The following is a 26,597-nucleotide window of genomic DNA, read 5'->3' on the forward strand; positions in this document are numbered from 1 at the left end:
GCCGACCCGCCCGTCACCGTGCCAGGCCCGGCGGCCCGCGCCGGGCTGCCGGGACCCGTGGCCGAAGTGGTCCCCGAATCAGTCATCACATTGGACCTTAAGGCGTACCGCCTGGCTGCCTAGCGTCGCCGTCATGGATCGCAGCAACCTCACCGACCCCACCGACCAGCGGCGCGGCGCGCTGCTCGCCGCCTTCGCCTGCGTGCTCGTGGGCGGCTCGTTCACCGCCAACAGCGTGCTCGGCGACTACCCGTACGCCGGTGGCCAGGCACTCCGGTACGGACTCGCCTGTCTGCTTCTGATCCCGCTCCTCGGGCGGGGAGGCCTGGCGCCGCTGCGACTGCTCACCGGACGCCAATGGGTGCGGCTGGCGGCGCTGGCCGCCATCGGCATGGTCGGCTTCAACCTCGCGGTCCTCGCGGCGGAGCGCACCACCGAGCCCGCCGTGCCCGGGGTCTTCGTCGGTTGCGCGCCGGTCATGGTCGCCGTCATCGTCCCGGCCGCCGCCGGCCGCCGCCCCGCCCGGGCGGTGCTCTGCGGGGCGCTGTTCGTCGCGGCTGGAGCGTTCACGGTGCAGGGCTGGGGGCGGGCCGATGGTGCCGGGATCGCCTGGTCGCTGGCGGCGCTGGCGGGCGAGGTCGGGTTCGCCGTGCTCGCGGTTCCCGTGCTGCGCACGCTCGGCCCGGTCCTGTTGTCGGCGGCGGCGTGCGGCATCGGGGCCGTCGAGTCCCTGGCGATCGCGCTGCTGCTGGACGGCGGAGGCTGGGTGCGGACGCCGGACACGGTCGAGGCGGCGGCGCTGCTGTGGCAGGCCGTGATCGCCACCGTGATCGCCTTCGTCTGCTGGTACCAGGGCATGCGGCGCATCGGCGCCGAGCGGGCCACCCTCTTCTCGGGGCTGATCCCGGTGGCGGCGGCCCTCACCGCCCCGGTCGTCGGCACCGGCGCCTACGGGCCCGCCCAGGCGGCGGGCAGTCTGCTGGTCGGCCTGGGAGTCGCGATCGGCTCCGGCGTACTGACCAGGGGCGGCCCCAAGGCCGGAGCCGGAACCGGGGGCGGAGCGGGGGCCGGTGGGCAGGTGCTGGGCGCCGGCCCGCCGGTCAGGAGAGCGTGTTGAGCGCGCCGACCTCGCTCGTGGTGTTCTCGGAGACAGCCGTGTCGGAGGCGGCCTTGGTGGCGTCGAGTATGACCCGCGAGACGAGCGCGGGGTTGTCGTTCATCGGGACGTGCCCGCAGCCAGGCAGCCGGATGAGCCGCGCGTTGGGTATCACGTGCTTGGCCCGGATGCCCTGCCGGGGAAGCAGCAGCCGGTCACTCGCGCCCCAGGCAATGGTGACCGGCACGTCGGGGATGTCGGAGGTGTAGCGGACGCTGCGCCCGGCGACGAGGGTGGGCCTGAACCCCGCCCCGTACCGCATCGCCTGGCTCTCGGCGACGACGCTTTCGGGGGAACGCCGCCCGGGGCGGGCGTAGATGGAGCCGACGAGGCTGGCCCGGCCTGCCGCCGTGCGTGCCACCTGGGCGACGAAGGGCTCCGGCATCACCTGGGTCGCGCGGTACATCGCGCGCAGCACCGCGAAGCCGTAACGCCGCTCGGCCTCTGTCCAGAATCCGGCCGGGGACAGGGCGGTGACGCTCCGGGCGCTGCCCGTCCGGCCGAGTTCGAGCGCCATCAGCCCGCCCAGCGAGTTGCCGACGACGTGCGGCCGCTCCAGCCCCAGCTCCCGGAAGAGCGAGGCGAGCACCGGCACCACACTGCCGAGGTCGTAGCCCACTCCCGACGGAAGCGGGGCGGAGGTGCCGAAGCCGGGGAGGTCGATCGCGATGACGTCCCGCTCCGCCGCCAGGACGCTGAACACGGGCTCCCACGCCTGCCAGTGGTGGCCGATGCCGTGCAGCAGCACCACAGGTTCCCCGGACCCGCGCCGCTCGTAGGCGACCTCCACCGGCAATGTGCCCGTCGCGGTGTCGTGGGCGAAGGAAATCGTCTCGGCCATGGCGTGGCTCCGTTTCTTCCGGGGGTCTCGTTGGACAGCATGTCAGCAAGGGTTACTGCTGGGTAGACCCCGGGTAGCTGGGAATCGGACACCTTGCCGCCGGTCCCGCCACGCCGCCGCGGAGCGGGCGGACAGCGCTGTTCGGGCCTGAAGACGGACCCTCCGGGCGTGGTGAGGGGGGCTGGGGAGCGGGTTGGCGTGGACTGGACGTCGACCGCCCCGGCGGGGCCGGGGCCGGCCCCGCCGGGGCCGACGAGGAAGCGGGAACGATGAGTGAGACCTCCGCCCCGGTCCGGGGAATCGATCACGTCGGCGTCACCGTGCCGGACATCGAGGAAGCCACGGAGTTCTTCCGGCGCGCGTTCGGGGCGCGGATCGTGCTGGAGACCCTGCCGCGCTCCGCCGCTCCCAAGGGCGGCAGGTTCTCCGAGCAGATGCTGGGCCTGGCCCCGGGCGCGCGGGTCGTGCGGCAGCGGCACCTGAGGCTGGGCAACGGCCCGAGCGTGGAGCTGTTCCAGCTCGCCGGGACCGAGCAGCGCGACGCCGCACGCCTGTCGGACTTCGGGCTCCAGCACATGGCGCTGTACGTGGACGACATCGACGCCGCCGTGCGACGGGTGCGGGAGGCGGGCGGCGTCGTTCACCATGAGGTGGCGGACCTCCCCGGCGCGGAGAGCGGACCCGGCAACCGCTGGGTCTACACCCGCACCCCCTGGGGCATGCTCGTCGAGCTGCTGACGTACCCGAGCGGCATCCAGTACGGAGCGGACTCCCAGGCCGAACGCTGGACGCCGCCCCAGGACACGGAGCGCGCCTGACCACGCGCGCCGCCTCCGCGTCCGCGACCGAAGGCACCAAGCATGCTGGGCACTCCCCAGGCCGCCAGTCCCGGCGCAATGCAGGGATGCGCCCCGTCAGGGGCGCGGGGAACTGCGCGACCAGCCACGTCGCGTCCGCGGTATGCGACGCACGGACAGGAGTTCCCCTCCCCAGCGCGACCAGCGTGATCGGCGTGATCGGCGCGATCCGCCGGACACGGCCTGATCGCTGGGACCGGCTTTCCCGAAGAGGACCGCGTAACCGGAGGGGAGCTGCTGATGACCTGGTTGAGCTCGCCTGGGGAGACGGCGTCGGCGAGCGTGCTCAGGACGGCGCCGGCGTCCCACTGGGCGGTACGGGTGTGGGCGCCGGTGCGCTCGGCGACGCGTGATCTGGGTCATTGGTACGCCGGACGACATGTGCCCGCCATGAGGAACGGACCCACAGGGAGTGTCCACGGCGAAGAGTGATCCCATGAGTGAGCAGCATGTGCACGTCCGCCTCAACCAAGGGCTGGCGGTCTCGGACGAGAGCGAACTGATCGAGCAGTCCGGCTGCCGATGCGGAGCGTCCTGGACCAGGACCTACCAGGTCGAGGACCCGGAAACGGACTGAGGCCATGCCTCCGGGCCCGGAGTACCCCCGCGCGTCTCCGGCTGTGCCTTGTCGCCGCTGTCCTGGCCGTACTCGCCGATTCCCGTGCCTCTGTGGGAAGCCGCGTGTCCTCCGCCATCGGCGTCAGGGCGGGTAACCGGCGGCGGGGCGGCTGAAACAGAAATGCGGCGCGGAAGCTCGCCGGTCGGAAGGGTGCGGCCCGACGTTGACACCGGGAGCGCGACCCTCGTTCACCAACCGGTGAGGGGGTGGCGGCGCAGCTGGTGTGACGTGCCGCAACGCTCGACTGTTGTACTCCGTTGCGGGGGAGTTCGCACCGTATGCACAAAAATATAGCGGTGTGGGCGCTGCTCGGGTACGTTCGCTGTCATAGCAGTCGCGGTTCCGAAGCCTGTTTCCCCCCGCGGTCACGATCGCGGACGTGTGTGTTCTTCAGAGTTTTCATGGGCCCGGCGATCACCTCCGGTTGCCGTGATGTGCGGCATCCGCCCCTTTGAAGCGCAGGAGAGCGGTATGGCTACGGGCGTCGTGAAGTGGTTCAACAGCGAGAAGGGCTTTGGCTTCATCGAACAGGACGGCGGCGGTCCTGACGTCTTCGCCCATTACTCGAACATCGCCGCCGAGGGCTTCCGCGAGCTCCAGGAGGGGCAGCGGGTGGTCTTCGATGTCACCCAAGGTCAGAAGGGCCCGCAGGCGGAGAACATCGTCCCGGAGTAGTCGGGTCGGCCCTCCAGGGCCCACCTCGTGCCCGGCGCATACCGCACGCTGTGGTCGCTCCTCGTGCGCGGCCGCGTGTCCTGTCGCGTCCTGTTGTGTCCTGTCGTGCCGTGTTCAGCGGCTGGATCGTTCGCTGTGGCGTGACGGTGGTGCTGTTTCGAATTCTCGCAGCGTGCTGATCACCTCGTCGTCGGAGACCTGGGCGAAGTCCTCGTACCACTGTCCGACCGCGTGGAAGGCGGGCGGTGCGTGCAGGCACACAAGATCGTTGGTCTCCTCCCGCATTGTTTCGGCGGCCTGCGGGGCGCAGACCGGCACGGCGAGGACCAGCCGCGCCGGGTGCTGGGAACGCAGGCAGCGGAGGGCGGAGCGCGCGGTGACGCCGGTGGCGAGTCCGTCGTCCACCAGGATCACGGTCCGGCCCTCAACCTCCGGTGCGGGGCGCCCGCGGCGATACAGGTCTTCGCGGCGGTGCAGTTCTGTCCGTTCGCGGGCGACATCGGAACCGAGCTCGTCCGGGGCCAGGCCGAGCATTTCCAGAGCCCGCAGGTCGAACACAGGTGGGTCCTCACCGGTGATCGCGCCGATGCCTACTTCCGGGCGGCCGGGCATGCCGATCTTGCGGGCCACGATGACGTCCAGTGGCGCCTTGAGTGCGCGAGCGACCTCCGCCGCGACGGGCACGCCTCCACGCGGCAGTGCCAGGACGAGGGGGTTGGTGATGGCGCCGTCGGCTGTCCATTCGAGCAGCCTCGCGGCGAGTTCTTGGCCGGCGTGCCGGTGGTCTCGGAACCGCATGTGGGTTCCTCCTTCCATGCTGCGGATTCCCCGCATCGCGCTAGACGCCGCTGGGCCAGGTCTCTTCCTCGCCGGTCCGCGCGGGCGCGGTGTGGAGAGGCGCCAGGGCTGTGGTGCGGTCGATGAAGCAGAAGGCGTCGTAGCGTTCGCCGAGGACCGTGGAGACGTAGTTGCCCCACTTCTCGCGCTCCGGGTGGTAGACGACGCCGATGGCGCGGTGGTCGCGTTCGTCCCGAAGCCAGTGGGAGCCGTCCACGGCCGGCTGTCCGGGACCGTGGGCGGGCGGGAAGACGAACAGTCCGGCGTCGTCGGGCAGCGCCGCCCGGTGCAGCAGGTCTTCCAGGCTGCCCTCGCGGGCAGGCGGGACACGCATGACGCTGGGGTGTCCTCCCCAGCGGTCGGAGGCGATCACGGTGCCTTCGTAGGAGCCGAAACCCACCAGGACGACGCCGTCGGCGGCGTGGCGTTCGCGTACGAGCTGACCGACGTTGACCATGCCGACCGCCGCCATATCGGTGGCCCGGGCGTCTCCGACGTGTGTGTTGTGCTCCCACACGACGGCTTTGGCTTGTGGCCCGTAGTACTCCATGAGCCGGTCGAGGGTGTCGGCCATGTGATGGTCCCTGATGTTCCATGACTTGGGCCCGCCGTGCAGCATCGCCCGGTAGTACCGCTCGGCTCCGGCCAGTACCTCCGCGTTCTGCCGGGCCGCCAACTCCACCAGGTTCCCATCGACGGCGGCGGCCTCGTCCGCTCCGCGGCGCAGTTGCACCAGCAGCTTGAGAACCTCCGGCTGGCAGCCGGACGGTATGAGCCTGGTGGACAGCGCGTAGGACTGCGGGTCTTCCGCGTACGGCTCGAAGCAGCGATACGCCTCCAACGCGTGCTCAACCCGGCCCGGCGCGTGCTCGGTCAGATAGCCCAGCACCGCGTGCAACGACTCCCACAGGGAGTACACGTCCAGGCCGAAGAACCCCACGCGCCGATCCCGTGGCAGGGCGGCGTTGTGCTCGCGAAGCCAGCGGCTGAAGCGGGCGACATCGGTGTTGGCCCACATCCACGTCGGCCAGCGGTCGAAGCCCTCCAGCACGTCGATCGGGTCCTCGGGCGCCGCGGCAGCCCCCGTAACGGAGCAGTGCAACGCCTGGCAGTCGGGCCAGTCACCCTCCACCGCCACAAAGGAGAAACCCTTCTCCTCGATAAGACGAGCGGTCAGTACGTCACGCCACCGGTAGTACTCGGCGGTACCGTGCGACGCCTCGCCCAACAGCACATAGCGGGCGTCGCCAATCCGCTCCAGCAGTGGGTCAAACGACTCCGGGCCGGTAAGGGGAAGCGCGGCGCTACGCACTTGTGAGATCTCCGCCTGCGCCTGCACCCGCGCCTGCGACTCGGAGGGAGCCATTGCCATTCCTCCTCAGTTTCGTACGCTCCGGGCTGGAGGAACCCCTGTCCGCGCTGCGAGTGCTCCACGCGATGGACCAGCCTGGCGCCTCGAACCACGCGTAGCACCGGGTACCCCTGCCCCCGACACCGCACACGCGTCGCCTGCGCGGCCCCGCCGGCCCGCTGCGTACGGTCAGCAGGTGTTACGCGCCGCGGCCGCGCGAGAACGCGACGGGAAGGCCGAGGCCGTGGCTCACCGCACGGGCGGGCGCGTGGCGGGTCGTCCGGCGCCCGCGCCGGATGACGACCGACGGCAAAGGGGAGCGGCAAAGGAGAGGTGGCTAAGGGAAGACGGCAAAGGAAGGGCGGGCGAAGCGCGGTGATCGCCGACGGCCTCCCCGTAGGCGATCAAATGCTTGTCCTGGTTCCGTTTGGCTGCCCGCCATCCGAGTCACCCGGCGCTGTGCAAGGACATCTGCCGGAAGCTCGCGGGGCTGCCCCGTTCCGGCCAGGCGGGAAGGAACCAGATCATGGTGCGTAAGAAGATGGAAGGTGACGAGGACCAGAAGCGGGCGGCGGCGCGGGAGGCCGAGAGAGCGGGGGAGTGGCCCAGCGCCCGGGGCGAGACCACGGGCGCCTCCAAGCAGCGGGCTCACCTGACAGCCTCAGCAACGCATGAGGAGAAGGCGGCGAGCCTGCTGCGCGGCAAGCAGTCCGACCCCAGCCGTGAGGAAGGCACGCTGCGCACTTCTCCTTCGTCACCGGCGCGTTCTTTCGGCGGGCGCGGTTCCCGCGAGTACTCAGAGGCGCACGAACGGGTGTTCCGGGCTGTCGCCGAAGCCGAGCAGCGGCGCAGCGGAGAGGGCGTTCACTGTGACGAAGTGGCCCGCCGCGCCGGTCTGCCGGCGGATGAGGCACGGGCGGTGCTCCACGACCTGATCGTCACGCATGGGCTGGTCACCGAGCTGCAAGGTGCGGATTCGCCGGACCTCGGTCCCCGGTACGAGACGAAACCGGGGCGGTGATCCGGCCACGCGGTGGCCGCGTTCACGTGCCGGCAGGCAGGAGCGGCGACTCCGTGGCGTAAGCGGCGGCGAGCTCGTCGATCTGCCGGTAGCCCGTGCGCAGCAGGAAGGTGTTCAGGCGGCCGTAGGACTTGGCGCCGAGGATGAAGAAGTGCGGTTCGGGGTTGCGCAGGGTGTCGATACCGGGGGAGGGCTGCGCGAGGCAGTCGCCGCCCGCGGAGGCGCCGAGGAGGGTGGCGGACAGGTTCATGGGGGCGCTGGTGGCGTAGCACTCGTGGACCTGTAGCTGCCGGTAGAGGGAGGCGTCGCCGACGTAGCCGGTCAGCGCCACGACGTGGTCGCAGACGATCTCGCGCGGGCCGTGGGAGGTCGCGAGGACGGCGCGTATCCGGTCGCCATCGGGGGCCAGCGCCAGGGCCTGGACGTGGGCGCCGGTGTGGACGGTGACGTGGTCGTTGGCACCTGCTGCGAAAGCCTTCGAGGTCTCGACGAGCCGCTGACGGCCGGGCAGGGTGTCGTCCGGGACGGCTCCCCAGTCGGGTGCCGGGCTGCGCACGACCCACTCGACGCGCGTGCCGGGCAGCGCCGCGAGATCGCGGGCGGCGGTCTGGGCTGACTTGCCGGCGCCGACGAGGAGGACGGTACCCGCCCATCGGGCCGGGGCCTCGGTGGGCGGGAGGGTACGGGTGACGCGGTCGGCGAGGGCACGTTCGCCGGGGGCCGGGATGCCGCCGGGGCCGACGGTGTTGGGGTGGGAGTAGGTGCCGGTGCAGTCCAGGACGAGGTCGGCCCTGGCGGTGTCCTCGCCGTCGGGGGTGTCCAGCAGGAGGGTGAAGGGCGCGGTGGCGCGTGCCTCGGTGCCGATCTGCTCGTGCTTGAGCAGGCCGCTACGGGCGACGGCGGCGACCCGGGTACGCAGCCGGATACGGCCGCCGAGGGCGGGCAGTGCGGCGACCGGGTCGAGCAGGCGGGTGACCAGCTCCGCGCCCGTGGGGCAGTCGTCGCCAGTCGGGGCGTGCGGGAGGTGGGTGCGCATCCGGCGCGAGACGTTGAGGTCCCAGGGAGTGAACAGGCGGACATGGCCCCAGGCGCGTACGTGCGCGGCGACGGTGTCCGCGGCCTCGTAGACGGTGAACGGCCATCCGGCGTCGGCGCAGGCGAGGGCGGCGTCGAGGCCGACAGGTCCGGCGCCCAGGATCGCGACATGTCGCTGCATGGTGAACTCCCTTTTCGTACGGGTGAGTCCGCACGGGTGCGTTCCTACAGGTGCGTCGTACGGGTGCGTTCCTACGGGTGCGTTCGCACAAGTAGGTCTGTTGGTGCGGGGGCGGTCAGATGGCGCAGTGGACGGGGCGGGGCAGGCTGCCGTCGGTGAGGCGGGCGGCGAAGAACCGCTCCGTCACCAGCTCTTTGCCCGTGGCGAGTGAGGTCCCGGCGGGGGCCAGGCGCATGTCGGGACTGGTGGCCAGGTCGGCACCGGCCGGGTGCCAGTGCAGGCCGTCGGCGCTGACGGTCAGCTCGGGGACGCTGGAGTCCTCGCCGATCTCCACGCCGGTCTCGGAGAAGCCGCGGCGCAGGAGCGGGCGTACGGCGAAGTGGTCTGCGGGCAAACCGAGTTCAGTCAGCAGTTCGCCGACCGCCGGTACCTCGTGCCTGTTCTCCGGGGTTTCGGTGAGGGCGACGCGCGGGGGCAGGCCGAGGTCGATCAGGTGGCGGATGCCGTCCATGGTGCGCTGCCAGGAGCCGGGGCCGCGGTGCAGGTCGTGGGTGGCGGCGGCCTCACCGTCCAGGGAGGTCTGGACGGTGAGGCCGCGGTCTGCCAGGGCCGCCAGCCCGGCGGCGCGGCGGCCGCGGAGCAGCATCGCGTTGGTCATGACGACGGTGGGCAACCGGGCGGAGGCGTAGTCGAGAAGGCCGACGATGTCGGGGTGGAGGAAGGGCTCGCCGCCGGTGAGGTACAGCTCGGTGAACCGGGCCGCTACGGCCTCGTCGACCAGGGCGCGGAAGGTGCTGACGGGCAGGACGCGGGCCGCCGCCTTCGGGGAGGAGGCGACCGCGCAGTAGTCGCAGGCCAGATTGCAGTGGAAGTTGGTGTAGAGCCACAGCCGGGAGGGGAAGTACGCCGTGCCGAACAGCGGGACCACCGGCCGGTCACCGTCCAGTTCCTGGGTCGTGGTCTCTCCCCAGCCTTCCCCAAGCTCTCCGAGCAGGGGAGACCCCAAGTCGGCGGGCCGGAAGCCGGACGGCAGGGTGGAGCGGTAGAGGTGGTAGCGGCCCCGGGAACGCTCGCGCGGGGGAAGGATCTCCAGGCAGGTGGTCCACCAGCCTGTCTCGATGGTCTCGGTGAAGACTTCGGGGAGCCCGGCGGCGCGCATCGAGCGGGCCTGGGCCCGCCAGTCGTACGCGAGGGGGATCAGCTCCGCGGTGGCGCGGCCGTCGGCGAGGTCGAGGACGGCGTACCAGACGTTCCTGTGCCCGTCGTTGGCCGGTTTGCCGAGTACGCCGACGTTGACGGCGAGGGTGTCGCCGATGCGCCGCTGCCAGGGCAGGCCGCTGTGGGTGCACAGGACCACGTCCGCGCCGGATGCCTCAGCGCGCAGCCGGTGCTGCTCCTCGGGGAGCGACTCCCACCAGAAGTCGTTCAGCGCCAGTGTCGAACCGTGGACCATGTGGAGGTCCACGCCGGCTATCGTCTCGCGGCGCTCGGTGGGCAGGGTCCCCATCCAGGCGGCGAAGTCGCGGTTGGTGGTGGCGAGGGTGTGGTCGTAGATGAGCTGGGCGTACTCGTTGTCCTTCGGGTCGCGGTAACCGCAGCCGCAGTCGGTGTCGCCGCGGGCGATCGCCACGTCGTAGTTGCCCGCGACGCATTCGATCCCGTTGTCGGTCAGGAGCGGCCGGAGCGCGTCCACGTCGGCGCCGAAGCCGCCCAGGTCGCCCAGGCAGAACAGCCGCTCGCACCCGCGGGCGCGGGCGTCGTGGACGAAGGCTTCCAGGGCGTACGGATTGCCGTAGGGGCCGCCGCATACTGCGATACGCATAGGGGTGGGTCTCCAGGATCGAACGGGGCCAGGGACGGACAGGGCTGCTCACGCGGCGGGAGCCCGGTGCCTGCTGAGGGCGAGCCGGGGACCCGCGGCGTAGCGGGCGCGGATGAACTCCGGGTCGACGCCCGCGAAGTACAGCAGCTTCAGGTACTGCATGAAGACGATCATGCGCCAGGTGCCGTGGGCGGTGAAGCGGCGGGATGAGGCCGTCGAAGTGGCGGGCAGGAGGCACAGCCGTCCGCGCCGGTGCAGGCGCCGCGACATCTCCAGGTCCTCCATGATGGCCAGGTCCGGGAAGCCGCCGAGTGCGTCGAAGACGGTACGGCGGATGAACATGGCCTGGTCGCCGAAGACGTGGTGCAGGCGGCGGGCGCGGGCGTTCGAGGCGCGGGCCAGGTAGTTCAGGCCGGGTGTACGGCGGTCGAAGCGGATGGTCAGGCCCCCGCCGACCACAGCGGGGTCGTTGAGGCAGGCGTGGATCTGGCCGAGGGCCGACGCGTCGATGGCGGTGTCGGCGTGGACGAACCACAGCACCTCGCCAGCGGCGTGCCGGGCTCCCTCGTTCATCTGCCGCGCGCGGCCCCGTGCGCTGTGCAGCACGGTGGCGTAGGGCGTGGCGAGTTCGACGGTGGCGTCCGTGGAGCCACCGTCGACAACGATCACCTCGCAGCCGGGGAAGTCGCGGCACAGGCGGCTCAGCGCGGTCTGGATGGTGGCTTCCTCGTTCAGTACGGGAACGATGATCGATACCCGGCTCACACCGCCTCCGTGGGCCGGAGCAGCGCGGCGATCCGGGGCGGCGTCAGAGGATCGGCGAGCAGCGCGGCAGCGTCGTCGGGGGTGTCCAGGTCCCGCAGGGGGTGCGTCAGTCCCACGCTCAGCTGCTCCTCGGCGGCGATCGCCCGGGTAGCGGCCAGCACCCGGTCCGTACTCCACAGGGCCGGATCGATGCCGAACAACCGGGTATGCGGGCGGTTCATGCCGATCAGGTAGTAGCCGCCGTCCAGTGCGGGACCCAGCACCACGTCGTGGCGTTCCAGGGCGGTCGAGGCGGCTGCCAGGTGCTCGCCGGTCAGCGTCGGCGCGTCGGTGCCGATGACCAGGAGCGGACCCGCGCCGTCGGCGAACGCCTCGACGACGGCGGAGGTGAGCCGCTGCCCGAGACCGGTGCCGCGCTGGAGGAGCAGGCGGACGCCGGGAGGGGCTTCTTCGTCCGCGCTGTCCGCGCTGTCCTCGCCGTCTCCTGGGGCGTACGCGAGATAGGTGCGCCGTCCAGGTGGCGACGCCATGTCCAGGGAGTGCCGGATCAGCTCGGCCTGGAGGACGGCACAGAGCTCGGGCCCGAGCAGGGGGTGCAGCCGGGTCTTGACGGTGCCCGCACGGGGTGCCTTCGCCATGACCAGCACCGAGGGCGTACGCCGCGTCCTCATCAGCTGAACCGGTAGACGGTGCCGACCGGCGCCACGGAATCCAGACCCGGCAGGGCCTGGGCGGCCAGCGCCGGGAAGATCTCCTTGCTCGCCGCCATACGGGCCAGCAGGGCGTCCAGGGGCTCGGGTTCCGGGGCGACGCCGTTGGCGTAGTCGGTGACGAAGCCGACCAGAGCCATCGGCAGCTCGGCCTCCCCGGCCAGTACCACCTCCGGGCCCGCCGTCTGGCTGACGGCGGTGACGCCCGCGGCGGCCAGGGCGGCGATCTCGGGGCGGCTGTTGAAGCGGGGGCCGTCCACATGCCCGTACACGCCGCCCGCGACAACGGGCGTGCCGGTGCTCGCGGCGGCCGCGATCAGCACCTGGCGCAGCGGCTCGCTGAACGGGCGGTCGAAGATCCAGTGGCCGCGGCCCGCGGCGCCGGGAGAGTCGTGCCACGTGCAGGGGGAGCCGTCAGGCAGCCGGTTGCTGGGGAAGTACAGGTCGTCGAAGACCACCAGGGAGCCGGGCTCGGCGGCGAGGTCGACCGCGCCGCACACCGTGAGTGACACCAGCGCGTCGACCTCGCAGGCGAGCAGGGCGGCCAGGTTCGCGCGGTGGTCGACCTGGTTGGACAGGCGGTGGTGACCGGCGCCGTGCCGGGACAGCTGCACCAACTCGGCCCCGTTGAGGCTGCCTTCGGTGACAGTGGCCTCACCGAACGCGGTGTTGACGGTTCGCTGGGCCGCGTTCTCCAGCTGTGGCCAGTCGTAGGTGCCGGAACCGGTGATGACGCCGATGCGCATGGGTTACTTCTCCTGTGTGGCGGGACGGCGGACGGACGTACGGACCTCGACGAGCGGGAGGAGCGTGCGCAGTTGGGCGTTCTCGGCCGGGTCGAGCACCGCGTGCTGCACACATGCCGGGACCAGGGTGCCATCCTCGGGGTGCGCCATGGCGTAGTGGCAGGCGGCCAGCCGCTCCTGGGTCTCGCGCAGCCTCGGGTCCAGGGCCTGTTCGCCGCGCTCCATCATCTCCCAGGCAGGCGCGACGACTTCGGCGTCCATGAACTGGTGCATCACGAAGGTGACCGGGCGGACACGGAAGCGGTGGCGTAGCAGCCGCGGCACACCGACCCGGCCGACGGTACGGGCCAGCCACCGCAGGGCGATCACCACGGTGGACGGGTGGCGGGCGGCGACGCGGGCCAGCTTGGCGGCGAGCAGCGCGGGCGGCGTGCCGGTGAAACTGACCTTTCCGAAGTGGCGGAAGAAGCCGTCGCGCACCGCCAGGTCGCGCGGATCGTCCTCTTCCAGGAACGGATACCAGCGTTTTCCCACGAAGAAGCCGTACGCGGTCCGGTTGCAGCGCACATCGCCGTTCTGGAAGACGTGATAGCCGAGCGTACGTCCGGCGCCGCGCCCGATCTCCGCCCATACCGTGTCCGGGGTGGCCTCGCGGTACCGCTCTTTCCAGCGCCGCTCGTCACCGAGGAAGGCGGCGGGCTGGAAGGAGAACATGCCGTACCCCATGCCCTGGCAGTCGCGGATGACGTCGGCGATCTCGTCGAGGTTGCCGGGGGTGACGGTCATGTTGTGCGCGAGGAAGTACCGTACTCCGTGCTCGCGGCGCAGCCTGGCGAACATGTCCGCGAAGCGCTTGCGGTAGCGGTTCAGGGCCTGCTCGCCCGGTGGGCGTTCGATGCCGCGCCTGCCGTACATGAACTTGTCGAAGTGCGCGGCGAACGACAGCCGTGTGAAGCGGCGTTCGCCGTCGTCGCCGAGGGCGAGCCGCTCCAGGTAGTCGTAGTCGAAGTCGCCGTGGGTGAAGCTCATCGGCTCCCGGCCGTGCTCCCGCATGATCTCCAGCGTGGTGGCGTGGTCGTCGGGCGGCAGCAGGCTCACCTCGCCGCCGATGAGCTGGGTGTGGGCGCGCGGGCCGCGCAGCGTGCGCAGCAGGCCCATCTGGGCAGCCACTTGTTCGTGCGTGTGCGGCCCATCCACGCGCACTTGGTTGGCGTCCCGGGAGTGGTAGCAGGGCGTGCACTTCAGGTTGCACTTCGGGAAGACGCCGTGGGTGCCTTCGCAGCCGACGCCGTGCTGTCCGATGATCTGCCCCGGTGTCCTGACGATGGCGGGCAGTTCAGCCCACCGGCGTCGCATGGCCGCCACGAACTCCGGATCGTAGGGCCGGGTGGCATGCTCGACGGCTCGCAGTCGCGCCAGGATTCCCATCGGGTACCTCTCCGTTCTCGGTGTCGGACGAGTGGTCAAAGGCGTCACGGGCCGGTCGCCGCGAGGTTCTGCCGGGCGGTGGCCGATCCCCCGGAGCGTGCGGCCCGCCGCGAGTGCGGCGGGGCGAGGAACCTCACTCCGGCCGCGGCCTCGGCCGCGATCAGGACCGTGGCCGGGGCCGGACCCAGCATCACGACCGCACCTTCCTGCGCAGACCGAGCAGGGAGCCGATGATCCCGCGGTGCGCGGCGAGCCGGGCGTAGACGTCGGTGAGCGCGGCGTGCCAGGGTCCGTCGGCGTAACCGGGGTAGGGGTGCACGGTTCTCGCGTACTGCGAGGGTGTCCAGCCGAGGCGCACCGCCGTGGCCAGGTGCGCGATCGTTTCCCCGGCGCGCGGGGCGACCACCGTCGCGCCCGCGATCCGCCCGCGTCCGTCCAGCACGAGGCAGGTGAAGCCGTCGGTGCGGCCGTCGGTGACGGCCCGGTCCACCCGGTCGTGGTCCAGGGTGAGCGCGCGGGCTCCTTCGGTGGAGGTCACGCCGACGTGGGCGACCTCGGGGTCGGTGTACGTCACCGAGGGCACCGCGTCGTAGCGGATACGGCGGCGCACGCCGAGCAGCGCGTCGGTGACGGCGGAGGCGGCCTGCACTCCGGCGAGATGGGTGCTGCTGCTTCTTGGGGAATTCCCCCCGGAGCCCCCGCCCGGCGTGCCGGTGACATCCCCGGCCGCGTAGACGCGCGGGTTGCTCGTCCGCAGCCGGCCGTCGGTCCGGACGTGGCCGCGCTCATCCGTCTCCACCCCGGCTGTCTCCAGCCCGAGGCCGCCGGTGCTGGCCCGGCGCCCTGTGGTGGTCAGCAGCCGGTCGTACGGGATCGGCCGCCCCGGCCCGTACACCGCGCCCTCGTCGGCCTTCTCGGCCCGGTAGCCGGTGAGGACCGTGATCCCCTCGGCCTCCAGTCGCTCCTGGACCAGCGCGGAGGCGCGGGGTTCCGCGCGCGGCAGCAACCGGTCCACGGCTTCCACCAGGGTGACCTGGGAGCCGAGGCGGGCGAACGCCTGCGCGAGCTCGCAGCCGGTCGGCCCGCCGCCCAGTACCACCAGCCGCTCCGGCAGCTCGGTCAGGCCCCACACGGTGTCGCTCGTCAGCGGCTCGGCCTCGGCCAGGCCCGGGACCGGAGCCACGGAGGGGGCCGAACCGGTCGCGATCAGCGCGTACCGGAAGGCCACTTCCCGCCTGCCGGCCCGCAGTTTCCGTGCTCCCGTGAAGACGGCATCCCCGTGAGCCACCTCGACACCGAACTCCCGCAGCGACGTAGCCGAGTCGTGCGGCTCGATCACCCCGATCGCCTGCTTGACATGACGCATGGCCGCCGCGAGGTCGGCCGGGCCGTCCGCCGCCTGGAGCCCGTACCGCCCCACCCCGCGTGCGGCCCGCACGTCGGCTGCCACGTGCAGCAGCGCCTTGCTGGGCACGCACCCGGTCCACAGGCAGTCGCCGCCCAGCCGGTCCCGTTCGACCAGCAGCGTGCGAGCCCCGAGGCGGCCGGCGGTGCGCGCGGCGGTCAGTCCGGCGCTTCCGCCACCGATCACGACCAGGTCGTACGTCCCCACACTCCGCGGGGGATGTCCCATGCTCATCGTGCCCCCTCACTCGCCTCTCGTCGTCGTCGCGGCAAGGAAACCCGTTCGGGTGGCTTCCGCCTTCCCTTCGGGTACGACTCATTCGACACGGCCCACGGCACCGGCGGGCACACTACTGATTCCGGCGTGTCCGGCGTGTCCGGCGTGTCCGGCTCGGAGGGAATGCCAGTCGCCCCTCGGTGGGTTCCCGGCGCAGGCGGCATCCGCACGCCGACGCTCATCGCCTTCATCCCAGGGGAGAAACATGGCGACCGACGTATCCACCGGCCACCTGACAGACGCCGTCAAGGAGTACTACGGCACGGTGCTGTCGTCCTCGCAGGACCTGAAGACCTCGGCCTGCTGCACCGCCGAGGCGCCGCCACCCCACATCGCCGACGCACTCACCCGCGTGCACGAGGAGGTCCAGGACCGCTTCTACGGTTGCGGTTCCCCGATCCCCGCCGCGCTCGATGGCATCACCGTCCTGGACCTGGGCTGCGGCAGTGGGCGCGACGCGTATGTCCTGTCCCAACTCGTCGGTCCCGAAGGCCGGGTCATCGGCGTCGACATGACCGAGGAGCAGCTGGCCGTCGCCCGCCGCCACCAGGACTGGCACGCGAAGCGGTTCGGGTATGCCAACACGGAGTTCCACCGGGGCTACATCGAAGACCTGGCCGCCGCCGGTATCGCGGACAGCTCCATCGACCTGGTCGTCTCCAACTGCGTGCTGAACCTCTCACCCGACAAGCCGCGCGTCTTCCGGGAGATCTTCCGGGTCCTCAAGCCCGGTGGCGAACTCTACTTCTCCGACGTCTTCGCCGACCGCCGCCTGCCCGCCACCCTCATGGACGACGCGGAACTGGTCGGCGAGTGCCTCGCCGGCGCGCTGTACAGCGAGGACTTCCGCCGCCTGACGCAGGCGTCCGGCTGCGCGGACGCCCGTACGGTAGCCACCGCACCCATCACGCTGAGCAGCCCGGACATCGAGCGGAAGATCGGCTTCGCCACCTTCACCTCACGCACCGTCCGGGCGTTCACCATGCCACTGGAGGACCGCTGCGAGGACTACGGCCAGGTCGCCGTCTATCGCGGCACGCTCCCCGAGCACCCGCATGACTTCGACCTGGACGACCACCACCGCTTCCACACCGGCAAGCCGATGCTGGTCTGCGGCAACACCGCCGACATGCTCAGCCTGACCCGGTACGCCCCGCACTTCACCGTGACCGGCGACAAGAGCACGCACTTCGGCCTGTTCCCCTGCGCCCCCGCTGATACCGCGGCCACCAGCGGCACAGGTACAGGAGCCGGCTGCTGCTGAGCGCCTGCCGGGCCCGGACGCCACCGATCGCCCGGGCCCGGCATGTTCACACCGCTTACGCACGCACCGGGAACCCGGGACCCGACGCGTCACATTCCACGCGATGGCCGGACCAGACCCCTGGCCGGACTCGTGAGCGGGCGGTCACGGACACCGCTTGCTGGCGCGTTCCAGCAGCGCTGGTCACAGCCCTCCGGCGACCCGTAGGACCGCGCCGGTGGTGTACGAGGCTTCCGCCGACATCAGCCAGGCGACGGCGCCCGCGATCTCGTCCGGCTCGCCGGGGCGGCCCATGGGGACACGGTCCTTGACGCGCCAGGGCCGGTCGGGGTCGCCCATTGAGGCGTGGATGTCGGTGACGACCATGCCGGGCTGGACGGAGTTGACCCGGATGCCCTCCGCCGCCAGTTCCTTGGAGAGGCCGATCGTCATCGCGTCGACGGCGGCCTTGCTGGCCGCGTAATGCACGTACTCGCCAGGGCTGCCGGTCGTGGCGGCGCCGGAGGAGATGTTCACGATCGCTCCGCCGCCACCGCCGTGCCGGGTGGACATCTCGCGGGCGGCGCGCCGGGCGCACAGCAGCGCTCCGGTCACGTTCACGTCGACCACCCGGCGCATCGCCTCGGGCGAGGTCTCCGTGAAGCGGCCGAGCAGGCCCGTGATCCCGGCGTTGTTGACCAGCCCGGTGATGGCTCCCAGCTGCTCCGTGGCCGTGTCGAACAGGGCGTCCACCTGGTCGGCGACGCTGGTGTCCACCTGGGCCGTCACGCAGCGCACGCCCTCGGCGCGGACGGCGGACGCCGTGGCCTCGGCCGCCTCATGGGCGCGCTCGTACCCGATGGCGATGCTGTGGCCGGCGCGTGCCAGCCGTACGGCGACGGCGGCGCCGATGCCTCTGCTGCCGCCGGTGACCACCGTGACCTGATCCATGAGGTCGCTCCCCGCTTCGTCGTCCGGATACCAGGTGTCCGGAGGCCAGCTGTTCGGTATACCCCGCGCCCTCGCGCGCGAAGGCCGTTTCCCCGCGCTGTCATGACCGCATCGCGCGAGGGTCCTGACGCTACCCGAGCCGCCACGGACGAGTGGCGCGGGAATTGGTCTTGACCAAGGTGGCGCGCCGTCCTATCGTCGGACCCCTACTGAAACAACCTTTAATAAAGAAGTGCGCATAACTCAGGGCGGACGCGCGGCCGGGCAACTCCGGTCGGGCAAGACGGCGATCGTGGAGGACAGGGTGGGGACCACGCAGCTCGATACGGTGCCGGAGCCGAAGTACTGGCACTTGAAGACGGTGCTCAGCAACGCGCTCGACTCGGAATTCGCGGTAGGTGAGATCCTGCCCAACGAGCGCGATCTCGCGGCCCGCTTCGGCGTCGCGCGCGCCACCCTCAGGCAAGCCCTCGAACAGCTGGAGCTGGAAGGCAGGCTCCAGCGCCGCCGCGGCGTCGGCACCACCGTCGCCCCGCCGCGGATGGGCGTCTCGGTGGGCGACAGCCAGCACGCGTGGCCGGGAACGGTCGCCGACGCCTGGCAATCCCTCGACAGCGCCGAGACCGAAGTCCCCGCCGTCGTGGCCCAGCTGCTGGGCACCGAGCCCGGCGAGTCCGTCCACACCGTGCGCCGCGCGCTGACCACCGATGGCCACCCGGTCGCGGCCGAACTGCTGTACGTGCCGACGGCGTCCGTACCCGGGCTGTCCCTCAGTGAGGTGGCGGCGGTTCCCGCGGGAGTGACAGCCGTGCCGTCCACCGGAGGTCCGGCCCGCGCCCGCGCCGTCCTGCGTGAGCTGCAGCGGCTCGAACTCGAAGGCCAGGAGCGGGCGGTGGAGCTCGGCTCGGCGCGAGCCGACGACGCCAAGGCGCTCGACCGGCTGCCAGGCGCGCCGGTGCTCGTCGTCACCACGCGCTATCTGGCGGAAGGCCGCACCGCGGCCGTCGGCGTCGCCACCTACCGCGCCGACACCTGCCGCCTCACCTTCGGCGACCCCGGCGCGACCCAGCTCCTCGCGGGCTGACCCGGCGCGGGCTCGGGTCGCGGCGACCGCGGGGCGGCCGTTGACGGCGCGGGCCGGGGCTGATGGCCGGTCAGCGACGCGCCGTGACCGTGCTCTCCACCGCGAACAGCTGCTCTTCCACATGGTCGAGCGCCAGCCGTAGCGCGCCCGTCGCGATCGCCGCTTCGCCCAGGAGGGACTGGGCGACCAGCGGCGGGCGCAGGCAGTAGCGGGCGAGTTCGCCGCGCAGCGGGTCGAGTACGCCGTCAAGACCGGCGGCCCAGCCACCGACGACAACCAGCTCCGGGTCGAGGGCCAGCACCAGCGCCGCCACGTCGTGCACCAACCGGTGGATGAAGCGGGCCTCGGCCGCGCGCGCCCGGCTGTCGCCCGCGCGCGCCAGCGCGAACACCTTGGCCACCTGTCCCTCGTCGAGCGGGTGCAGGGGCTCTCCGGTGGTGGACAGCACCTCCTCGGGAGGTGCCTCGCCGCCCAGCAGGTGCAGGGCTCCGATCTCCCCGGCGGCGCCGCCGAAACCCCGGTGCAGCCGACCGCCGATCAGCGCTCCAGCGCCCGGGCTCAGCCCGGCCAGTACGAACACCACGTCGTCGGAACCGGTCGCCGAGCCCTTCCAGTGCTCGGCGACCGCGGCGGCGTTCGCGTCGTTCTCCACCAGCACCGGACAGCGGAACGAGCGCCGCAGCCGCTCACCCAGCGGCAGCCCTGTCCACCCGGGCAGGGCGGTGCTCAGCCGCACCGTGCCCTCCGCGTCCACGATGCCGGGGCTGCCCACCCCGACCGCCCGCAGCGAGCCGCGCGCCACGCCCGCGCGGCGCAGCAGTTCCGCGACGCCGCTGCGCAGCCGCTCAAGGCGCTCGTCCGCCGACGCCTTCTCCGGGACGTCACGCGAGACGGAGCCGAGTATCCGGCCGTCCAGGTCGGAGAGCAGCGCGGAGACACGGTGCGAGCCGATCTCGATCCCGCACAGGTGACCCGCCTCCGCGCGGAACCGGAATCTGCGGGCCGGGCGTCCCTGGCGGCGGGCCTCGCCCTCCTCGGCCGGTACCTCGACCACCAGGCCGCTGCCTGCCAGCCCTTCGATCACGCCCTCGACCGTCGGCCGGGACAGGCCCGTGACGTGTACGAGGTCGGTGAGAGTCGCGGACTCCACCGCGCGTAGCGCGTGCAGCACCACGGCGGAGTTGATCCGCCGCAGCAGTGACGGGTCCCCGCCGGTGAGCCGCCCCAACCCGGTCTCCCTACCTGTACGTGTCTGCCGGATCGTATCCGCTGCCGCGTGCCCCGGCGAGTTTCCCAGGGCTTCACTTCCGCCCATGCGCGCCATGCCCTGCCCGCACGCACCGGCGCGTCACCGTGGGCGCCGCCGGCCGTCCTGGAGACCACCGCCTTGGCCGCCCGGGGCCGTCCGCCCGCACGCGTGCGCGTACGTGGGTGGGTACGTCTACGTCTCTGTTACGTCTCTGTTACGTCTCTGTGTGTGCCTGTGCGTAAGGCGAAGCCACCGAATAGCCCCCTATCGCGGACGCCTGGTTACATTCCGCTCGCGGTTGTGACATTTTGTCATCGAGTGGTGTTGCTGCCGAAGGCTGAGCGGAGAGGGACGTATCGATGCACGCCTCAAAAGGGGACCGCCTCGTGACACATGGCCGGGTCGTGGGCAAGCACGATCAGGTCGTTGAGATCGTCGAGGTCCTCGGCCCGGATGGCACGCCGCCTTACCGCGTGCGCTCTGAAAACGGCCACGAGACCATCATGAGTCCAGGGCCGGACAGCGTGGTTGACCACCGCAAGACGACCGACCAGGGCTGACTCCCCATGCGGGCGGTCGCGGGTTCATTCCGGGGCCTCTGACAACTCCTCATGGAGTCCTTCCAGGGCGGTGTGGTCGTCCTCGGTGCCGGTATGCGCGGCGGCGAACCAGCGCGCGTACTCGGCGATCTCAGAAAGCCGCCAGTCGAGCGCGAACAACTCGACCATCGCCGGGTCAGGGCGCAAGCGGTCGCCCGCACCGGCGGCGAGCAGGTCCGCGTAGTCCCGCTCGCGCGGCGCGAGAGCCAGCGACTCCCAGTCGACCAGCTTCAGCCCGTCGGGACCCATGACCTGGTTGTCGTTGTGCGGCTCGCCATGGGTCGGCACCCAGGCGTCCCGGCGGGAGAGCGCGATGTCCGCCAGCTCCAGGTACCGGCTGGTCCAGCGCTTGATCGCGCCACTGTGCGCGGCGATCGCGACGCGAGCCTCCTCCGCCAGCGGTCCTGACGTCCAGGGCCGGGCGGTGTGAGTCTGTAGCTCATCAGCGAACCCGGGGCCGACCTGGGGAGCCCAGGAGCGAAGGCTGTCCGGTGGCTCGGCCTGATGCAGTTCGGCCAGCGCGACAACGACCTCGCGAACGTGCTGGGGCTCGCCCGCCTCCGCCTCGGTCGGGCTGCGCCCCGCCAGCCACGGCGTCACACTGAGCGCACCGGTCCCGATGTCGACGGTGAACCGTCCTGACCTGGCGGGCAACGGTGCGCACACCACGCCCAGACCTGCGGCGGCCAGTGCGGCAGCCCCCGCGTAGGCGGCCTCCAGCGACGCCTCGGTGTGCCGGGGCGCCACCTGGTCCAACGTCACGAACAGGGTCGAGCCGCCACCGGCCACACGCCAGTGGTGCGCGCCGAAACCCCAGGGCAGGTAGCCGATGTCGGCGACCTCGGGCAGCCAGTGTGTAGCGACCGCGCGCGCGATCGCCTGGTCATCGATGAAGGAAGGAGGGGAGAGCACAAGGTCCGATACTAGGAAGCGCGCAAGCCGTCGTCACGGGAATTCACGGCCGACCGTTCACCTGGCGACCGTCCGGGGGCGCCACCGTCCCGCACGCCACTGACACGGGCAGGCCGAAGGCGGCAAGGACGCCCACGCTACCGTCACCGCTGCGCTCGGGCCCCGGAAAAGTCCGTTGCGGGCCGGGCCGCCGTCGCCGGACAGTGGGCCCATGGCCATGCCCACCGCACTGCCGCCCGGCCTGACCGTGCGCCCGGCGACACTCGACGACGCGGCAGCGGTGTGCGCGCTGCTCAACGAGATCGACCTGCTGGAAATCGGCCGCGCCGACACCCCGCTGACCGAGGTACACGCGAACTTCAGGCATCCCGAGGTGGAGCTGGAGCGCGATTCCTGGCTGTTGTCCGACGGCGGCCGACTGGTCGGATTCGGGCTGCTGTGGGACGAGTCCGGCGGCGAGCGGATCGACATGGACCACTACGTGCTGCCCGGCCAATCGCGAGGCGCCCAGTACTTGCTCGACCTGATGGAGGCCCGGGCCGCGGAGCGGGCGGCCGCCAGCGGGGCGGCGCGGGCGGTGGTGCACACGCAGCTCAACATCGCCCCGACCGCGGACCTGCGGGCGCTGCGCGGCCGAGGCTGGCGCCCGGTCCGCCGCTACCACGTCATGGCCCGTCATCTGGACGGCGCGACCGACCCGTTGCCGGCGCCGCCGCCCGGTGTGACGCTGCGCTCCTGCCTGACCGGAGCGGACCGTCGCCGCGTCCACGCGCTGCTCCAGGAATCCTTCGCCGAGCACTTCGACTTCCAGCCCCGGACGTACGCACAGTGGCTGGACGACATGGACGCCCAGCACGCCGACTGGTCACTGACGTGGATCGCCAGCGTCGACGGCCTCGGGGACGCCGCCGTTGTGCACACTCACAACGACCGCGCCTCGATGGCCTGGATCGGCCACCTCGGTGTCCTGCGCCAGGCCCGGGGCCACGGCCTGGGCAGCTACCTCCTGCGCCACGCCTTCGGGCACCACGCGGCGCTGGGCCGCCACCGGATCGGCCTCGGAGTGGACACCGACAACAGCAGCGGCGCGCTCGCCCTGTACGAACGTCACGGCATGACCCTCGACTTCGCCGTCGACACGTGGGAGTTGATCCGCCCCGTCTGACAGAACGGTGCGTCCCGGCCGGCGTCCTCGTCTGCCACCGCCGCTCCACCGCCTGAGACGACCGTTTATTGGTTTGCCGCCGGTCAGCCCGGTCGGATAGGAAGCTCGCATGCTACGAGGCAGCAAGGTCGGGCTCAGAGCCCGGCACGAGGACGACATCCCGATCCTGCAGGCCGAGCTCCACGGCGACGTGGTCAACGCCTCGCGGGCCCAAGGCCAGCCGTGGCGGCCGATCACGCCCGGCTCGAAGGACTCGCAGTTCGTGGTGGACGACAAGGAACAAGGGCACGTCCCGTTCTCCGTGGTGGAGCTGGACGGCGGCACGCTGGTCGGCGCCGCGACGCTGTGGGACATCGACAACCACAACCGGTCCGCGCACATCGGGCTGGGGCTGCTGCCGTCCTCCCGCGGCAAGGGCTACGGCACCGACGTGGTCGCGGTGCTGTGCCACTACGGTTTCGTCGTGCGCGGCCTGCAGCGGCTGCAGATCGAGACGCTGTCGGACAACGCCGCGATGCGGCGCTCCGCCGAGCGCAACGGCTTCGTCCGCGAGGGCGTGCTGCGCTCCTCGGCCTGGGTGCTGGGCGAGTTCCTGGACGAGGTGCTGTTCGGGCTCCTTGCCAAGGACTGGAAGGCGGACTCGCGGAGCGAGACTGCCGCCTGACGGTCAAGGGCGGGCTGAGGCCGCGGCTCCGCAGGCCGCCTCGTGCGGCTCCCGGCCGGTTCGCGGGCCGTCGTGTCAACGGCTGTCGTGTCAACGTGGGGAGACGAACCCCGACTCGTAGGCGGCGATCACCGCCTGGGTGCGGTCGCGTGCGCCGAGCTTCGCCAGTACCGCGCTGACGTGGGTCTTGACCGTCTCCGTGCCGACGATGAGCCGCTCGGCGATCTCCGCGTTCGACAAGCCGCGCGACATGAGCCGCAGCACCTCGCCCTCGCGCGCCGTCAGCGCGGCCCGTTCCATCGCCGCGCGGGCGGGGGCGTTGCCGTGGGCCGCGGCGAGTGACCGTACGGCGGCGGGGAACAGCAGCGACTCGCCCTCGGCCACCAGGCGTACGGCGTGCACGATCTCGGCGGGGCGGGAGCGCTTGAGGAGGAAGCCGTCCGCGCCCGCGCGCAGCGCCTCGTAGACGTACTCATCGTTCTCGAACGTCGTCACCACGAGGATCTTCGGCGGCTCGGGGACCGACCGCAGCACAGCGCGGGTCGCCTCGATGCCGTCGAGCAGCGGCATCCGTACGTCCATGGCGACCACGTCGGGCCGCAGCCGCCGCACGAGCGGCACCACGGACGCGCCGTCGGCGGCTTCGCCGGTCACCTCGATGTCGGGCTGCGCCTCAAGGATCGCGCGCAGCCCGGCGCGTACGAGCTGCTCGTCGTCGACGAGGAGGACGGTTATCGGCACGCCGTCACCTTACGGGCCGGGGTCCTCGCGACGATCAACGGAGCCGGTCCAGGGGCAGCCGGACGCTGACCCGCCACTCGCCGTCCGCCGGGCCGGTACGGGCCTGGCCGCCGAGCAGAGCCGCCCGTTCGCGGATGCCGCGCAGCCCGCTGCCGCCACCCGGCACGGCGATGTGCTCACCGGGCAGCGGATTGCTGACCTCCAGTTCGAGTCCGGCGGCACCGACGGCGACGCGCACGGCGACCGGCACCGGGCCCGCGTGCCGCAGCACATTCGTCAGCGACTCCTGCACGATGCGGTAGCCCTCGCGCGACAGCGGCCCCGGCAACCGGTCCACCTCCCGCGCGATCTGGGCCTCGACCGGCGTTCCCGCGGCGCGCGCCGACTCCAGGAGCCGTTCGACGTCGGTGAGCGCGGGGCGTTGCGCCGCGCTGCCCGCCGTGTCCTCGCGCAGCAGTCTCAGTACCCGCTCCAGGTCCTCCAGGGCGTGCCTCCCGGTGTCCTCGATGGCGGCCAGAGCGCGCTCGGTGAACTCCGCGGAGCCCGCCGCGCGCGCCGCGCCCGCCTGCACCACGGCGATGGTCAGCGCGTGCCCGATGGAGTCATGCAGCTCCCGGGCCAGCCGGTTGTGTTCCAGCAGCCGCTCCGTACGCTCCTCCAGTGCCGTCAGCCGCTCGGCGGCGGACGGCGCCAGCAACCGGGCCGCGATCCACGCCAGCAGCGCCCCGGCGCCCACCACGAGAGCGAGCAGCGCGACCAGTGGCAGCGGAGTCAGCAGCGGATACCAGCCGCCGTGACCGGTCAGCATCACCGACAGAACCGGCAGCCAGACCGTCGCGGCCAGCACGCCCGAGCCGAGCGCCACCCGGGTCACCAGCCACAGCACGGTCCGCCCCCGGTCGCCCCAGGTCTGCGACGGCCGCGAGGAGATACCGGACTCGGTGCCGTCGCCTTGCCGCAGTCCCTGCCCAGGGGCGAGCATCAGCCTCGCCTGCACGCCCTCTGCCATCCGCACCACGGGCAGCAACCCGAGAAGGGCCAGGAGGAGCACCTGCACCGCGAGGTACCCGAGCCACGCGCGCGAGCCGGCGGCGTTCGTACCGGGGAAGATCATGAAGCCGATCGAAGCGACCACGCCACCGACTGCCAGATGCAGCCAGCGGGTGTAAGTGACGGTCCGCTTCAGCGGCCTGAGCAGGGCGTTCGCGTTCCATCGGGGCACGCGTCCCATCGTGCCAGCGCGGCGCTGCCTCCGGCTCCCCCGCACGGGGGAGGGGAAACCCACCCGCGGGGGAGCCGCCCGGCACGCCCCCGGCGGCAGCCTGAGGTCATGACCACGATCGACGTACGGGAACTCAGCAAGGACTACGGCCCCATCCGTGCCGTGGACCGCGTGACCTTCACCGTCCAGCCCGGGCGGGTGACCGGATTCCTCGGGCCGAACGGCGCGGGCAAGTCCACGACGATGCGGATCGCACTCGGCCTCGACCGCCCCACCAAGGGGCGGGTGACCATCGGCGGCCGTGCCTACCGGGAGGCCGCCGAGCCGCTGCGGCTGGCGGGCGCGCTGCTCGACGCGGGCGCCGCGCACGCCGCCCGCACCGCCCGGGACCATCTGCGCTGCCTCGCCGCCAGCAACGGCATCCCGTATGGCCGGGTGACGGAGGTGCTGGCGGAGACCGGCCTTGAGGCCGTGGCGCGACGCCGGGTGGGCGGCTTCTCGCTCGGCATGCGCCAGCGGCTCGGCGTCGCTGCCGCGCTGCTCGGCGACCCGCCCGTGCTGATGCTCGACGAACCCACCAACGGCCTGGACCCCGAGGGCATCGTCTGGGTCCGGCGGCTGATGCGGCGGCTGGCCTCCGAAGGCCGCACCGTTTTGGTCTCCAGCCATCTGATGAGCGAGACCGCGCTCACCGCCGACCATCTGGTCGTCCTGGGCCGGGGGCGGCTGCTCGCCGACACCTCGATGGACGCCTTCATCGCCGACCACAGCCGCCCCCGGGTACGGCTGCGGACCACCGAACCGGAGCGGCTGCGCGCCCTGCTGGCCGGTGCCGGGATCGACGGCGCCCCCGACGGCGACGGGCGGTGGACGGCGCGGGACACGACAGCGGCCAAGGTCGGCGCGCTCGCCGCGAACGAGGGGCTGCCGCTCCTCGAACTCGCCGATGACCAGGCGTCCCTGGAGGACGCGTATCTGAGGCTGACGGCCGAAGCGACGGAGTACGCGTCCGCCCCGGCAGCCATGAAAGGAGCCTGAGAAC

27 protein-coding genes and 1 pseudogene are annotated in these 26,597 nt (G+C 71.9%); 11 read left to right on the forward strand and 17 right to left on the reverse strand.

The features are described from left to right. Window positions 1-133 precede the first annotated feature (133 nt). Window positions 134-1,117 (forward strand): DMT family transporter, encoded by a 984-nt coding sequence (locus AC5P1B_RS01490; protein ID WP_493884276.1) that lies wholly within the window; start codon window positions 134-136, stop codon window positions 1,115-1,117. On the opposite strand, the gene AC5P1B_RS01495 is transcribed toward AC5P1B_RS01490, so the two are convergent. Beyond that, on the reverse strand, window positions 1,101-1,997 hold the full coding sequence (locus AC5P1B_RS01495) for an alpha/beta fold hydrolase (protein ID WP_493884277.1): 897 nt from the start codon (window positions 1,995-1,997) through the stop codon (window positions 1,101-1,103). The genes AC5P1B_RS01490 and AC5P1B_RS01495 overlap by 17 nt on opposite strands. Before the next feature lie 269 nt (window positions 1,998-2,266). Here AC5P1B_RS01495 and AC5P1B_RS01500 point away from each other — a divergent pair, with 269 nt between their 5' ends. Next, the gene (locus AC5P1B_RS01500) at window positions 2,267-2,815 is read left to right on the forward strand and encodes a VOC family protein (RefSeq protein WP_493884278.1); all 549 of its coding nucleotides are present in this window, start codon (window positions 2,267-2,269) and stop codon (window positions 2,813-2,815) included. 225 nt (window positions 2,816-3,040) lie between these two features. Here AC5P1B_RS01500 and AC5P1B_RS01505 read toward each other — a convergent pair. Further along, window positions 3,041-3,204, reverse strand: a pseudogene (locus tag AC5P1B_RS01505) (DUF2267 domain-containing protein); the annotation flags it as partial. A gap of 86 nt (window positions 3,205-3,290) precedes the next feature. Here AC5P1B_RS01505 and AC5P1B_RS01510 point away from each other — a divergent pair. After that, entirely contained in the window at window positions 3,291-3,431 is a 141-nt protein-coding gene (locus AC5P1B_RS01510) for a hypothetical protein (RefSeq protein WP_493884279.1), read from the forward strand. Window positions 3,432-3,944: 513 nt separating this feature from the next. Then, a complete protein-coding gene (locus AC5P1B_RS01515) occupies window positions 3,945-4,148 on the forward strand; it encodes a cold-shock protein (RefSeq protein ID WP_493884280.1) in 204 nt (67 codons plus the stop codon). Between the two features lie 114 nt (window positions 4,149-4,262). Here AC5P1B_RS01515 and AC5P1B_RS01520 read toward each other — a convergent pair whose 3' ends face one another. Together AC5P1B_RS01520 and AC5P1B_RS01525 are read right to left on the reverse strand one after the other, a co-directional pair. Further along, entirely contained in the window at window positions 4,263-4,946 is a 684-nt protein-coding gene (locus AC5P1B_RS01520) for a phosphoribosyltransferase (RefSeq protein WP_493884281.1), read from the reverse strand. 40 nt (window positions 4,947-4,986) lie between these two features. Next, window positions 4,987-6,351, reverse strand: a complete 1,365-nt coding sequence (locus AC5P1B_RS01525; protein ID WP_493884282.1) for an erythromycin esterase family protein — start codon at window positions 6,349-6,351, stop codon at window positions 4,987-4,989. A 511-nt stretch (window positions 6,352-6,862) separates the two neighbouring features. Here AC5P1B_RS01525 and AC5P1B_RS01530 point away from each other — a divergent pair. After that, complete coding sequence (locus AC5P1B_RS01530) at window positions 6,863-7,357, forward strand: hypothetical protein (protein ID WP_493884283.1); 495 nt, start codon at window positions 6,863-6,865, stop codon at window positions 7,355-7,357. A 22-nt stretch (window positions 7,358-7,379) separates the two neighbouring features. Here the strand turns inward: AC5P1B_RS01530 and AC5P1B_RS01535 are convergent, their stop codons facing one another. The 8 genes from AC5P1B_RS01535 to AC5P1B_RS01570 form a co-directional block, all read right to left on the reverse strand. Then, entirely contained in the window at window positions 7,380-8,573 is a 1,194-nt protein-coding gene (locus AC5P1B_RS01535; protein ID WP_493884284.1) for an NAD(P)/FAD-dependent oxidoreductase, read from the reverse strand. 115 nt (window positions 8,574-8,688) lie between these two features. Then, window positions 8,689-10,395, reverse strand: a complete 1,707-nt coding sequence (locus tag AC5P1B_RS01540) for a radical SAM protein (protein WP_493884285.1) — start codon at window positions 10,393-10,395, stop codon at window positions 8,689-8,691. Window positions 10,396-10,443: 48 nt separating this feature from the next. Continuing rightward, window positions 10,444-11,160: a TIGR04283 family arsenosugar biosynthesis glycosyltransferase gene (locus tag AC5P1B_RS01545; protein WP_493884286.1), complete on the reverse strand. Its 717-nt coding sequence runs from the start codon at window positions 11,158-11,160 to the stop codon at window positions 10,444-10,446. Continuing rightward, window positions 11,157-11,831, reverse strand: a complete 675-nt coding sequence (locus tag AC5P1B_RS01550) for a TIGR04282 family arsenosugar biosynthesis glycosyltransferase (protein WP_493884287.1) — start codon at window positions 11,829-11,831, stop codon at window positions 11,157-11,159. The genes AC5P1B_RS01545 and AC5P1B_RS01550 overlap by 4 nt, the downstream gene beginning before the upstream one ends. Beyond that, a complete protein-coding gene (locus AC5P1B_RS01555) occupies window positions 11,831-12,616 on the reverse strand; it encodes an MTAP family purine nucleoside phosphorylase (protein ID WP_493884288.1) in 786 nt (261 codons plus the stop codon). Before AC5P1B_RS01555 ends, AC5P1B_RS01550 begins: the two co-directional genes overlap by 1 nt. A gap of 3 nt (window positions 12,617-12,619) precedes the next feature. Further along, entirely contained in the window at window positions 12,620-14,044 is a 1,425-nt protein-coding gene (locus tag AC5P1B_RS01560) for a radical SAM domain-containing protein (RefSeq protein WP_493884289.1), read from the reverse strand. 44 nt (window positions 14,045-14,088) lie between these two features. Continuing rightward, a complete protein-coding gene (locus tag AC5P1B_RS01565) occupies window positions 14,089-14,235 on the reverse strand; it encodes a hypothetical protein (RefSeq protein ID WP_493884290.1) in 147 nt (48 codons plus the stop codon). Next, window positions 14,235-15,677 (reverse strand): dihydrolipoyl dehydrogenase family protein, encoded by a 1,443-nt coding sequence (locus AC5P1B_RS01570; RefSeq protein ID WP_493884291.1) that lies wholly within the window; start codon window positions 15,675-15,677, stop codon window positions 14,235-14,237. Before AC5P1B_RS01570 ends, AC5P1B_RS01565 begins: the two co-directional genes overlap by 1 nt. A gap of 253 nt (window positions 15,678-15,930) precedes the next feature. Between AC5P1B_RS01570 and AC5P1B_RS01575 the strand changes: the two genes are divergently transcribed. Further along, a complete protein-coding gene (locus tag AC5P1B_RS01575) occupies window positions 15,931-16,989 on the forward strand; it encodes a methyltransferase domain-containing protein (RefSeq protein ID WP_493884292.1) in 1,059 nt (352 codons plus the stop codon). A 183-nt stretch (window positions 16,990-17,172) separates the two neighbouring features. Here AC5P1B_RS01575 and AC5P1B_RS01580 read toward each other — a convergent pair whose 3' ends face one another. Next, window positions 17,173-17,919 carry an SDR family oxidoreductase gene (locus AC5P1B_RS01580; protein WP_493884293.1) on the reverse strand — a complete coding sequence of 249 codons (747 nt, stop codon included), beginning with the start codon at window positions 17,917-17,919 and terminating at the stop codon, window positions 17,173-17,175. Between the two features lie 304 nt (window positions 17,920-18,223). Between AC5P1B_RS01580 and AC5P1B_RS01585 the strand changes: the two genes are divergently transcribed. Next, the gene (locus AC5P1B_RS01585) at window positions 18,224-19,003 is read left to right on the forward strand and encodes a GntR family transcriptional regulator (RefSeq protein WP_493884487.1); all 780 of its coding nucleotides are present in this window, start codon (window positions 18,224-18,226) and stop codon (window positions 19,001-19,003) included. Window positions 19,004-19,073: 70 nt separating this feature from the next. On the opposite strand, the gene AC5P1B_RS01590 is transcribed toward AC5P1B_RS01585, so the two are convergent. Then, window positions 19,074-20,231: an ROK family protein gene (locus tag AC5P1B_RS01590; RefSeq protein WP_493884294.1), complete on the reverse strand. Its 1,158-nt coding sequence runs from the start codon at window positions 20,229-20,231 to the stop codon at window positions 19,074-19,076. A 380-nt stretch (window positions 20,232-20,611) separates the two neighbouring features. Here AC5P1B_RS01590 and AC5P1B_RS01595 point away from each other — a divergent pair, with 380 nt between their 5' ends. Then, window positions 20,612-20,812 carry a DUF1918 domain-containing protein gene (locus AC5P1B_RS01595; protein ID WP_493884295.1) on the forward strand — a complete coding sequence of 67 codons (201 nt, stop codon included), beginning with the start codon at window positions 20,612-20,614 and terminating at the stop codon, window positions 20,810-20,812. Window positions 20,813-20,836: 24 nt separating this feature from the next. Here the strand turns inward: AC5P1B_RS01595 and AC5P1B_RS01600 are convergent, their stop codons facing one another. Continuing rightward, a complete protein-coding gene (locus AC5P1B_RS01600; RefSeq protein WP_493884296.1) occupies window positions 20,837-21,763 on the reverse strand; it encodes a phosphotransferase in 927 nt (308 codons plus the stop codon). Window positions 21,764-21,974: 211 nt separating this feature from the next. Between AC5P1B_RS01600 and AC5P1B_RS01605 the strand changes: the two genes are divergently transcribed. Continuing rightward, the gene (locus AC5P1B_RS01605; protein ID WP_493884297.1) at window positions 21,975-22,928 is read left to right on the forward strand and encodes a GNAT family N-acetyltransferase; all 954 of its coding nucleotides are present in this window, start codon (window positions 21,975-21,977) and stop codon (window positions 22,926-22,928) included. Window positions 22,929-23,037: 109 nt separating this feature from the next. Next, window positions 23,038-23,592: a GNAT family N-acetyltransferase gene (locus AC5P1B_RS01610; RefSeq protein WP_493884298.1), complete on the forward strand. Its 555-nt coding sequence runs from the start codon at window positions 23,038-23,040 to the stop codon at window positions 23,590-23,592. 90 nt (window positions 23,593-23,682) lie between these two features. On the opposite strand, the gene AC5P1B_RS01615 is transcribed toward AC5P1B_RS01610, so the two are convergent. Both AC5P1B_RS01615 and AC5P1B_RS01620 read right to left on the reverse strand, forming a co-directional pair. Then, a complete protein-coding gene (locus tag AC5P1B_RS01615) occupies window positions 23,683-24,333 on the reverse strand; it encodes a response regulator transcription factor (protein ID WP_493884299.1) in 651 nt (216 codons plus the stop codon). Between the two features lie 34 nt (window positions 24,334-24,367). Continuing rightward, window positions 24,368-25,564 (reverse strand): sensor histidine kinase, encoded by a 1,197-nt coding sequence (locus AC5P1B_RS01620; protein ID WP_493884300.1) that lies wholly within the window; start codon window positions 25,562-25,564, stop codon window positions 24,368-24,370. 99 nt (window positions 25,565-25,663) lie between these two features. Here AC5P1B_RS01620 and AC5P1B_RS01625 point away from each other — a divergent pair, with 99 nt between their 5' ends. Then, the gene (locus AC5P1B_RS01625; protein ID WP_493884301.1) at window positions 25,664-26,593 is read left to right on the forward strand and encodes an ATP-binding cassette domain-containing protein; all 930 of its coding nucleotides are present in this window, start codon (window positions 25,664-25,666) and stop codon (window positions 26,591-26,593) included. Window positions 26,594-26,597 lie beyond the last annotated feature (4 nt).

The sequence above is a fragment of the Streptomyces sp. A01 genome (genome assembly GCF_059026195.1).

What these genes read in the sequence shown, in the direction of transcription:
- AC5P1B_RS01490 (WP_493884276.1), top strand. Translation starts at nt 134, where the DNA reads ATGGATCGCAGCAACCTCACCGACCCCACCGACCAGCGGCGCGGCGCG.
- AC5P1B_RS01495 (WP_493884277.1), bottom strand. Translation starts at nt 1,997, where the DNA reads ATGGCCGAGACGATTTCCTTCGCCCACGACACCGCGACGGGCACATTG.
- AC5P1B_RS01500 (WP_493884278.1), top strand. Translation starts at nt 2,267, where the DNA reads ATGAGTGAGACCTCCGCCCCGGTCCGGGGAATCGATCACGTCGGCGTC.
- AC5P1B_RS01510 (WP_493884279.1), top strand. Translation starts at nt 3,291, where the DNA reads ATGAGTGAGCAGCATGTGCACGTCCGCCTCAACCAAGGGCTGGCGGTC.
- AC5P1B_RS01515 (WP_493884280.1), top strand. Translation starts at nt 3,945, where the DNA reads ATGGCTACGGGCGTCGTGAAGTGGTTCAACAGCGAGAAGGGCTTTGGC.
- AC5P1B_RS01520 (WP_493884281.1), bottom strand. Translation starts at nt 4,946, where the DNA reads ATGCGGTTCCGAGACCACCGGCACGCCGGCCAAGAACTCGCCGCGAGG.
- AC5P1B_RS01525 (WP_493884282.1), bottom strand. Translation starts at nt 6,351, where the DNA reads ATGGCTCCCTCCGAGTCGCAGGCGCGGGTGCAGGCGCAGGCGGAGATC.
- AC5P1B_RS01530 (WP_493884283.1), top strand. Translation starts at nt 6,863, where the DNA reads ATGGTGCGTAAGAAGATGGAAGGTGACGAGGACCAGAAGCGGGCGGCG.
- AC5P1B_RS01535 (WP_493884284.1), bottom strand. Translation starts at nt 8,573, where the DNA reads ATGCAGCGACATGTCGCGATCCTGGGCGCCGGACCTGTCGGCCTCGAC.
- AC5P1B_RS01540 (WP_493884285.1), bottom strand. Translation starts at nt 10,395, where the DNA reads ATGCGTATCGCAGTATGCGGCGGCCCCTACGGCAATCCGTACGCCCTG.
- AC5P1B_RS01550 (WP_493884287.1), bottom strand. Translation starts at nt 11,831, where the DNA reads ATGAGGACGCGGCGTACGCCCTCGGTGCTGGTCATGGCGAAGGCACCC.
- AC5P1B_RS01555 (WP_493884288.1), bottom strand. Translation starts at nt 12,616, where the DNA reads ATGCGCATCGGCGTCATCACCGGTTCCGGCACCTACGACTGGCCACAG.
- AC5P1B_RS01560 (WP_493884289.1), bottom strand. Translation starts at nt 14,044, where the DNA reads ATGGGAATCCTGGCGCGACTGCGAGCCGTCGAGCATGCCACCCGGCCC.
- AC5P1B_RS01565 (WP_493884290.1), bottom strand. Translation starts at nt 14,235, where the DNA reads ATGCTGGGTCCGGCCCCGGCCACGGTCCTGATCGCGGCCGAGGCCGCG.
- AC5P1B_RS01570 (WP_493884291.1), bottom strand. Translation starts at nt 15,677, where the DNA reads ATGGGACATCCCCCGCGGAGTGTGGGGACGTACGACCTGGTCGTGATC.
- AC5P1B_RS01575 (WP_493884292.1), top strand. Translation starts at nt 15,931, where the DNA reads ATGGCGACCGACGTATCCACCGGCCACCTGACAGACGCCGTCAAGGAG.
- AC5P1B_RS01580 (WP_493884293.1), bottom strand. Translation starts at nt 17,919, where the DNA reads ATGGATCAGGTCACGGTGGTCACCGGCGGCAGCAGAGGCATCGGCGCC.
- AC5P1B_RS01595 (WP_493884295.1), top strand. Translation starts at nt 20,612, where the DNA reads ATGCACGCCTCAAAAGGGGACCGCCTCGTGACACATGGCCGGGTCGTG.
- AC5P1B_RS01605 (WP_493884297.1), top strand. Translation starts at nt 21,975, where the DNA reads ATGGCCATGCCCACCGCACTGCCGCCCGGCCTGACCGTGCGCCCGGCG.
- AC5P1B_RS01610 (WP_493884298.1), top strand. Translation starts at nt 23,038, where the DNA reads ATGCTACGAGGCAGCAAGGTCGGGCTCAGAGCCCGGCACGAGGACGAC.
- AC5P1B_RS01620 (WP_493884300.1), bottom strand. Translation starts at nt 25,564, where the DNA reads ATGGGACGCGTGCCCCGATGGAACGCGAACGCCCTGCTCAGGCCGCTG.
- AC5P1B_RS01625 (WP_493884301.1), top strand. Translation starts at nt 25,664, where the DNA reads ATGACCACGATCGACGTACGGGAACTCAGCAAGGACTACGGCCCCATC.